Source organism: Catenulispora pinistramenti, from assembly GCF_018274385.1.
GTDB lineage: Bacteria > Actinomycetota > Actinomycetes > Streptomycetales > Catenulisporaceae > Catenulispora > Catenulispora pinistramenti.
The window spans coordinates 24,543-33,100 of the sequence record NZ_JAAFYZ010000106.1 but is presented as its reverse complement, the minus strand read 5'-3'; the positions used below and the strand labels follow the sequence as shown (position 1 = coordinate 33,100).

General features: G+C 72.4%; 9 protein-coding genes. 4 read left to right on the top strand and 5 right to left on the bottom strand.

Annotation, left to right across the window (positions count from 1 at the left end; translation table 11 throughout):
- The coding region (locus tag KGQ19_RS27185; RefSeq protein WP_212013588.1) for a chaplin at positions 1 to 606 on the bottom strand (606 nt) is incomplete at its 3' end.
- Positions 607 to 773: 167 nt separating this feature from the next.
- Positions 774 to 1,373: a YbhB/YbcL family Raf kinase inhibitor-like protein gene (locus KGQ19_RS27180; RefSeq protein ID WP_212013586.1), complete on the bottom strand. Its 600-nt coding sequence runs from the start codon at positions 1,371 to 1,373 to the stop codon at positions 774 to 776.
- Here KGQ19_RS27180 and KGQ19_RS27175 point away from each other — a divergent pair.
- Complete coding sequence (locus tag KGQ19_RS27175; RefSeq protein WP_230419512.1) at positions 1,372 to 2,364, top strand: helix-turn-helix transcriptional regulator; 993 nt, start codon at positions 1,372 to 1,374, stop codon at positions 2,362 to 2,364. The genes KGQ19_RS27180 and KGQ19_RS27175 overlap by 2 nt on opposite strands.
- Here KGQ19_RS27175 and KGQ19_RS27170 read toward each other — a convergent pair.
- The gene (locus KGQ19_RS27170) at positions 2,276 to 3,208 is read right to left on the bottom strand and encodes an HhH-GPD family protein (RefSeq protein WP_230419505.1); all 933 of its coding nucleotides are present in this window, start codon (positions 3,206 to 3,208) and stop codon (positions 2,276 to 2,278) included. The genes KGQ19_RS27175 and KGQ19_RS27170 overlap by 89 nt on opposite strands.
- A 62-nt stretch (positions 3,209 to 3,270) precedes the next feature.
- Between KGQ19_RS27170 and KGQ19_RS27165 the strand changes: the two genes are divergently transcribed.
- The 3 genes from KGQ19_RS27165 to KGQ19_RS27155 all read left to right on the top strand — a co-directional run bounded on the left by KGQ19_RS27165 (position 3,271) and on the right by KGQ19_RS27155 (position 5,708).
- Entirely contained in the window at positions 3,271 to 4,116 is an 846-nt protein-coding gene (locus KGQ19_RS27165; protein WP_212013584.1) for a hypothetical protein, read from the top strand.
- Between the two features lie 159 nt (positions 4,117 to 4,275).
- Entirely contained in the window at positions 4,276 to 4,890 is a 615-nt protein-coding gene (locus KGQ19_RS27160; protein WP_212013582.1) for a dihydrofolate reductase family protein, read from the top strand.
- A 5-nt stretch (positions 4,891 to 4,895) separates the two neighbouring features.
- Positions 4,896 to 5,708, top strand: a complete 813-nt coding sequence (locus KGQ19_RS27155; RefSeq protein ID WP_212013580.1) for an alpha/beta fold hydrolase — start codon at positions 4,896 to 4,898, stop codon at positions 5,706 to 5,708.
- A gap of 109 nt (positions 5,709 to 5,817) precedes the next feature.
- Here the strand turns inward: KGQ19_RS27155 and disA are convergent, their stop codons facing one another.
- Positions 5,818 to 6,939 carry a DNA integrity scanning diadenylate cyclase DisA gene (disA, locus tag KGQ19_RS27150; RefSeq protein WP_230419504.1) on the bottom strand — a complete coding sequence of 374 codons (1,122 nt, stop codon included), beginning with the start codon at positions 6,937 to 6,939 and terminating at the stop codon, positions 5,818 to 5,820.
- Positions 6,940 to 7,019: 80 nt separating this feature from the next.
- On the bottom strand, positions 7,020 to 8,426 hold the full coding sequence (gene radA, locus KGQ19_RS27145) for a DNA repair protein RadA (protein WP_212013565.1): 1,407 nt from the start codon (positions 8,424 to 8,426) through the stop codon (positions 7,020 to 7,022).
- Positions 8,427 to 8,558: the final 132 nt, after the last annotated feature.

The window sequence follows — 8,558 nt, the reverse complement described above, 5'->3', positions numbered from 1 at the left end:
GTTCTCCGGCGGCGGGGGCGGGGACATCTGCGGTCCGCCGTTGACGCAGTGGTTGTCCTTGGCGCCGGCCCCGAAGCCGAGCAGGGCCGCGGAGTCGCCGCAGGCCTGGACCGGGACGTCGGCGGACAGCTGCAGCACGTTGCCGGAGACCAGGCCGGGGGAGTCGGCCGCGGCGCCGAACGCCTTGGCGAACGTGCCGTCGTCCACGCAGTCGTTGTCGTGGGACGTGACATCGGCGGACAGCGCGCCCGCGGCCAGCCCGCAGGCCTGGACCGGGACGTTCGCGGCGACCGAGCCGACATTGCCGGAGATGGCCCCGGGGCTGTCGGCGGCGTAGCCGGTGGCCTCGGCCTTGGTGTCGTCGGTCCAGCAGGCGTTGTCCCGGCTGCCGACCACCGCGCCGCCGGCCGCGCCGGCGTCGCCGCAGACCTGGACCGGGACATCGGCGGGGACCTGCGCCACGTTGCCGGAGACCGCGCCGGGGCTGTCGGAGGCGGCCCCGCGCGTGGTCGCCGAGTCCTGCGCCGCCGCGGTGCCCGCGTAGCCCATGACCAGCGTGCCGGTCGCAGCCGACAGCAGCAGTCCCTTCCTTACAAAGGCGTGCATGGATGTACCTCGGATGTCGTCGAATTCGAAGGAGCCGAAGCTCGGCTCTCGGGCCCCAACGACACCTTCGGAGCTCCGGTAACGGACATCGGGCCGATGGGTGGTCGAATATCCACCATCCGGCAGATACCGGCGTTTTTTGTTATCGGGTCAAGGGATTGCTTGCCTCACTCCTGCGCGGAAACCGTCATTCGCGCCACCCCGACGATGTGTCCGCCCATAACAAAGCCCGAATACGCCGTACTGGTCCCGGCACTCGGCAGCCCGATGCTCGGGACGTCCAGCGCCAGCACCCGGATCTGGTAGCGGTGCACGATGTCGCCGGTCGGTGGGCACGGCCCGTCGAAGCGCGGGTCGCCGAAGTCGTTCTGGCCGACGACGGTGCCGGCGGGCACGGCGGCCTGACCGCCGAAGGTACTCGCGGTCGCCGGGATGTCCCAGGCCCGCCAGTGCGAGAAGCCGCTCCCGGTCGGGGCGTCCGGGTCGAACATCTCCACGGCGAAACTCTTGGTGCCGGCCGGGGCTCCGGACCACGTCAGGCGCGGCGGCGTCGTGGCCCCGGTGCAGACGTCGGCGGCGGGGAAGGCGCCGCCGTCGCGCAGATCCGGCGAGCTGACGTGGAAGTGTGCGGCGGCCCGAGGGACGCCGTCGCGGATCGGACTGTGGCCGAACCGGTTGTGGCCGGCGGCATAGGCGGTGGCGGCCCCGGCGGAAAACACGGCGGCGGAAGCAACCCCGGCAACGGTGATTCTCGTCTTCTTGTTCATGATGCAAGATTCTGATGTCCACGGACTGGACAAGGGAGAGTCTTCGAAACCTGGTATCGCGCATACCACCCGGCAGAGCACCCTCGGCGAGTTCCTGACCGCCATGCGCGCCCGGCTCGCGCCGGAGGACGTCGGCCTGCGCACCGTCGGCCGCCGCCGCACCCCCGGCCTGCGCCGCCAGGAGGTCGCCGAGCTGGCCGCGGTGAGCATCGACTGGTACATCCGGCTGGAACAGGGCCGCGTCGGCGCCCCGGGCGCCGCGGTGCTCGACGCCCTCGCCGGGGCTCTGCGGCTCACCCCGGTCGAGCGCGAGTACCTGCATCTGACAGCGCGCGGCGAGACGCCTCCGCGCCGCCTGCCCGATCGCCGCGACGGCGTGAGCCCGTCGGTCCGCGCGATCCTGGACGGGATGCCGCTGCTCCCGGCCTACGTCCTCGACCACTGCTTCGACGTGCTGGCCCACAACGCGGCCGCGACAGCGATGTTCGGGGCGGGATTCGGCCACGGCCCGTTGGCGAACGTGGCCCTGCTGCTGTTCCTCGACGAGGACACGCGGCGTGGCCAACTGTGCTGGGAGCAGGTCGCCCGGGAAACGGTCGGCGCGCTCCGGGCCAACGCCGCCAAGTACCCGGACGACTCCCGCCTCCGAGCGGTGATAACACGGCTGCGGGCCGAAAGCCCCGAATTCGCGGCCTGGTGGGGCGATCACACGGTCAGCGAGCGCGGCAGCGGGGTGAAGCGGGTGGCGCATCCGGTGGCCGGCGTCCTGACCGTGGCCTACGACATGCTCGCCGCGCCCGGGGCCGCCGAGCAGCGCTTGGTGGTGCTGACCCCGGTCGGCGCGGTGACCGGGCAACGGCTGCGCGCGTTGGTGACGGCTAGTGCGCCAGTTAGTGCGCCAGCTAGTGCGCCAGCGCGAACATCTCCCCTTCCTCCTCCGTCACCAGCCCGTCGCTCATCAGGCTCGCCAGTGCCCGTTCGCGCTGCGTGACGTCCCGGGTCCAGGCCGCCTCCAGCTCCTCGCGAGGCACCGGTCCGTGGGTGTCGCGCAGCACCGCGAGGAGGCGGCCGCGCGCCTGGCGGTCTGTGCCCTCGTAGGTCTGCCCGCGGCGCGGCGGGCCGTCGTAGGCGGGCTTGCCGTCCGCGACCCAGCGGCACAGCTTCAGCGCCGGGCAGTCGTCGCAGCGGGGGGAGCGCGCCGTGCACACCACCGCGCCCAGCTCCATGCTCGCGGCGGCCCACTGCGCGGCGTCGGGGGCGGCGTCCGGGAGCAGGGCGGTGGCGATGCGGCGGTCCTGCGGGGTGGTCGCCGCGGCCGGGAACTCGGTTCCGGTCACCACCCGGGCCAGGACCCGGCGGACGTTCGTGTCCAGAACGATATGCCGCTTCTGATAAGCGAACGACGCGATCGCCCCGGCGGTGTACTCGCCGACGCCGGGCAGTGCCCACAGATCCTCGTAGGCGTCCGGGACCACGCCGTCGAAGGCCTCTTCGATGGCCGTGGCGGCCGCGTGGAGGCGCTGTGCGCGCCGGGGGTACCCCAGGCGCCCCCAGGCCCGCACCGCCTCGCTCACGGGCTCCGCGGCCAGTGCCGCGGGGGTCGGCCAGCGGTCGAGCCAGGCCTCGTAGACCGGCAGCACCCGGTTCACCGGGGTCTGCTGGAGCATGAACTCGCTCACCATCACCGCCCACGCTGAGGCGTCCGAGCGCCGCCAAGGAAGGTCCCGGGCCTCGGCCCGGAACCAGTCGACTACCCGTTCGACCAGTTCAGCCCCTTGTTCGAAGGCTGCGAGGTCGGTGCCGCCGGTGCTCCGCGTGGTCGTTCTTTCCGCCATCTGACGATCGTACGGCGAGGCGCGCCGCACACCGCGGCACCGGCCCCGTAGAGTGACCCCTCGTGGGTTCGCTGCGAAATCCCGTCGGGTCTCTCGCGCCGGCCGTCTACTGGCGGCGGCGCGTTTTGGTTCTGCTGGCCGTCCTTGCTGTGCTGGCGCTGCTCTTGTACGCGTGCTCGGGGTCGGGTTCCGGGAAGAAGCAGCCAGCCGCAAACGGCAAGACCAGCCCGAGCGCGTCGCAGTCCTCGGTCCCGAACGGCGGCAGCTCCTCAGCCGGGGCCAACGGCGGTGTTTCCGGCGGTTCCGGTACGCCCGGCGGCTCTGGCGGCACCGGCGGTTCCTCCTCGGGCAGCGCGGGCGTGCCCTCTGGCGGCCCCGGCGGCGGCTCGTCGGCCGCGTCTGGCGGGACGGGCGGCACCGGCGGGACGGGCGGTACCGGGGGTACTGGCGGCACTGCCGGGACCACCGGCGGCACCGCACCGGTCGGCGGCGCCAGCGCCCCGGGCTGCGAGCTGAGCCTGAGCCTGACCGCCGGCGCCTCGGCCTACGCCAACGGCATCGACCCGCAGTTCACCGTCGCGGTGTCCAACAAGGGCACCGCCGACTGCGACGTCGACGTGAGCCCGAAGACACTGATCCTGAAGGTCTACTCCGGCCAGGACCAAATCTGGTCCTCGGCGGACTGCGCGACCGGCGGCCCCTCCCTGTTCGGCATCGGTCCGAACCAGGTCAAGACGGTCACCTACACCTGGAACCGCACCCGCTCCGCGCCGGGCTGCCCGGCCAACCCGGCGGCGGCGCAGCTCGGCACTTACTACGGCGTGGTGAGCCTGGCGTCCGGGAGTACCCCGAACACTCCGGCCGCGCAGAGTCAGCCGAAGAGCTTTCAGCTGAAGACGGGTAGCTGAGGGCGGGCGGCAGAGGGCCGGTAGCTGAAGGCGGGCAGCCCCAGCACCAAGCACCATCGCGCTTCGCCGAGAAAACTTCCCGAAGCCGTGTACAGAATGCGGGGTCGGCTCCGACTGACCGGTGAAAGCACCGAGAGCCCACTGCCGTAGGAGACCCGCATGACTTCCGACACATCCGCGCCCATCGTCCGCTGTGACATGTCGATCTCGATCGACGGCTTCACCACCGGCCTGGAGGCGCAGAAGCCGCCCTACCGCGACGACCGCTTCCACCGGGTCACCCGCTGGGTCTTCGCCGACGACGACACGTCCCGGCTGATGACTGCCGAACGCGTCGAGCACACCGGCGCCTACGTGATGGGCCGCCGCATGTATGACTCGGCCGGTGACTACTGGAACGTCGAGTCGCCCTACAAGACCGACGTCTTCGTCGTCACCCATCGGCCGCGGGAGACGGTGAAGCTCGATGACGGCACCGTGTTCCACTTCGTCACCGAAGGCGGTGTGCCGGCCGCGATCCGGGCCGCCGGGGCCGCCTGCCCGGACGGGAAGCGCGTCCACCTCTCCGGCGGCGCCAAGGCCGTTCAGCAGGCGCTGGCCGCCGACCTGGTCGACGAGCTGCACCTGCACGTCACGCCGGTCCTGATCGGCCAGGGCACGCGGCTGTTCGACGGGCTGCCGGACCGGCTGGTCGAGCTCGAACCGCTCCGGGTCATCGACGCCGCCGGCGTCACGCACCTCAGCTTCCGCCTCCCGCGCTCCCAGAGGGGCTGATCGCCATGACCCGGCAGACCGCGCACATCAAGTCCCGGGACGGCGCCACGCTGGCCGTGGACGCCGTCGGGGAGGGCCCGGTGGTGATCCTCGTCGGCGGAGCCTTCAACGACCGCGGCACGGTCGCCGGGGTGGCCGCGGAGCTCGCGCCGCACTTCACCGTCGCCACCTACGACCGCCGCGGTCGGGGCGAGAGTACGGATCCGGTCCGGGAGGCCGGTGGCGGGTTCGACGTCCAGAACGAGATCGACGACCTCGCGGCGGTCATCGAGCACGTCGGCGGCCGCGCGCACCTGTTCGGCCACTCCTCGGGCGGCATCCTGGTCCTGGAGGCCGCGCTGCGGGGGCTGCCGGTGGACTCGGTCGCCGTCTACGAGTCGCCCTTCCGCGCCGACCCGGACCTGCCGCACCCGCCGGCCGACTTGCTGGACCGGATCACGGCGCTGGCCGACCGGGGCGACCGGGACGGGGCCGCGAGCCTGTTCCTCGGCGAGGCGATCGGGCTGCCGGCGGAGATCGTGTCCGGGATGAAGCACGGCCCGGTGTGGGACTTCTTCCTCGACAAGGCCCTGACGCTGCCCTACGACGTGGCCTTCGCCCGGCCCTCGGAGCTCGTGGACCGGGACCGGCTGGCCACGCTCCGGCTGCCGGTGCTGGCCGTCTACGGCGACCAGACCCCGCCCGGATTGGTGGCCGGGGCGAAGGCGGTGGCCGACTCGGTGCCCGGCGCGCGGCTGGTCGTGTTGCCCGGCCAGGACCACAGCGTGCTTCAGCACCCCGAGGCGCTGGCGCCGACGCTGGTCGAGTTCTTCGGCTGAGGCGCGATTCCCTTGCCGGGAAAGGGAAAGCCGCCTTCCGAGCTCGGAAGGCGGCTTCGGTGTCTGGCAAGCGACGCTTAGTGTCGGCCGGGGATGGAGACGCCGTGGCTCAGACGTACCGCTCCAGGATCGACGACTCCGCCAGTCGCGACAGCCCCTCGCGCACCGAGCGGGCCCGGGTCTCGCCGACGCCCTCGACCCGCTGCAGGTCGTCGATCGAGGCCGCGAGCAGCTTCTGCAGCCCGCCGAAGTGCTCGACCAGCCGGTCGATGACCGCGCCGGGCAGCCGCGGCACCTTGGCCAGCAGCCGGTAGCCGCGCGGCGAGACCGCCGACTCCAGTACCTCCACGCCGCCGCCGAAGCCCATCGCCTTGGAGACCTGGAGCAGGTCCAGCAGCTGGGTGCGGTCCAGGGCGCCGAGGTCGTCGGAGACGTCGGCGACCGTGCGGGCCTTCTTGCCGGTGCGCTCGGGCAGGTAGTCGCGGGCGATCAGGTCGCGGTCCGGGTCCACGCCGGCCATCAGCTCGTCCAGCTGCAGGGACAGCAGCCGGCCGTCGACGCCGAGCTGGACCACGTAGCCGGCCACCTCGTCGGCGATCCGGGTCACCATCTCCAGCCGCTGGGACACCGCCGCGACGTCGCGGACCGTCACCAGGTCCTCGATCTCCAGCGCCGACAGGGTGCCGGTGACCTCGTCCAGCCGGAGCTTGTAGCGCTCCAGGGTGGCCAGGGCCTGGTTCGCCTTGGACAGGATCGCGCCGGAGTCCTCCAGGACCACACGCTGGCTGCCCAGGTACAGGGCGATGATGCGCATCGACTGCGACACCGACAGCACCGGGAAGCCGGTCTGCTTGGCGACGCGGTCGGCGGTGCGGTGCCGGGTGCCGGTCTCCGCGGTCGGGATCGCCGGGTCCGGGACCAGCTGCACGCCGGCCCGGACGATGCGGGTGCCGTCGCTGGAGACCACCACGGCGCCGTCCATCTTGCACAGCTCGCGCAGCCGCTGCGGGGAGAACTCGACGTCGAGCACGAAGCCGCCGGTGGCCATCTCGTCGACCAGCTTGTCGAAGCCGAAGACCACCAGGCCGCCGGTGTTGCCGCGCAGGATGCGCTCCAGACCGTCGCGCAACACCGTGCCGGGGGCGACGCTGGACAGGATCGCCGACAGGGCGGCGCGTTCGGAGGCCTCACCTGTCACTGTGCGATTCCCATCCTGCTCTCGTGTTCTCATCTAGGGTGCCCGGGCCCCCACGTGCCGCGCGATCCCGATCTCCGCGAGAGCGGGAACCAAACGGTCGTAGTGATTCAACCTTACCGGCGCGAGCCCGTCGCCACGGCGTGAAGCGCTGCCCGGACGTCGCCCACTTCGACGATCGACAGGCCCGCGAGGTTCCCGCCGTACGCCTTGCCGTCCGGATCCGGGGGCACCAGCGCGGACTTGAAGCCCAGCCGGGCGGCCTCGGTGAGCCGCCGCCGCACCCCGGTCACCGGCCGTACCTCGCCGGCCAGCCCGACCTCGCCGATGGCCACCACGCCCTCGCCGACCGGCTCGTTCACCGTGGCCGAGGCCAGCGCCAGCAGCAGCGCCAGGTCCGCGGCCGGCTCGGTGAGCCGCACCCCGCCGACCGTGGCGCTGTAGATCTCCGAGCTGGCCAGCCCGCCGATCCCGCCGCGCTGCTGGAGCACGGCCAGGATCATCGCCACCCGGTTGGTGTCCAGGCCCGAGGAGGCCCGGCGCGGGGTCGGCGCGCTGGTCTTGGTGACCAGCGCCTGCACCTCGGCGACCAGCGGCCGGCGGCCTTCCAGGGTGACGGTGACGCAGGTCCCCGGGACCGGGACCGGCCGCCGGGACAGGAACAGGCCCGAGGGGTCGGACAGGCCGCGGATGCCGGTGTCGTGCATCTCGAAGCAGCCGATCTCGTCGCTGGCGCCGTAGCGGTTCTTCGCGGCCCGGATCAGGCGCAAGGACGAGGCCCGGTCGCCCTCGAACTGCAGGACCACGTCGACCAGGTGCTCCAGGATGCGCGGGCCGGCGATGCTGCCGTCCTTGGTGACGTGCCCGACCAGCACGCACGCCATGTTGCGCTCCTTGGCGTCCCGGATCAGCGCCGCGGCCACTTCGCGGACCTGGGTCACGCCGCCGGGCGTGCCGTCCACCGCGGCCGAGGCGATGGTCTGCACCGAGTCCACGATCACCAGCCGCGGCTGCACGGCCTCGATCTGCCCGAGCACCGAGCCCAGGTCGGTCTCGGCGGCCAGGAACAGGTTCGGGTGCAGGGCCTTGATGCGGTCGGCGCGCAGCCGGACCTGGGCCATCGACTCCTCGCCGGTGACCACCAGGGTGCGCGCCCCGGAACCGGCGTAGGCGGCCGCGGCCTCCAGCAGCAGGGTCGACTTGCCGATGCCCGGCTCGCCGGCCAGCAGCACCACCGCGCCGGGCACGATCCCGCCGCCGAGCACCCGGTCCAGCTCGCCCACGCCGGTGGGCACCGCGGCGGCGTCGTCCACCGCGACCTCGCCGATCGGCCGGGCCTTCTGGGCCGGCATGGTCGCCACGGTCTTCGGCGCCGACTTGGCCGCCCCGCGTTCCTCAACGCTGCCCCAGGTCTGGCACTCACCGCAGCGTCCGACCCATTTGGCGTATTGCGTGCCGCACTCGGTGCACTGGTAGGAGGCGGCGGAGTCGGCCTTCCGGGCCCGGGAGTTGGTGGTCGGCATGGCGCCACGTTAGCCGTCGGCTCCGACAGCGGTGCCTGTGGGTACATATAACGGACTCGAGCGTCGCGTCCAGGGGGGATATGCGGACAAACTCGATCAAGTCCGGCTCCGGGCTCAGGAGAATGCCCTGAT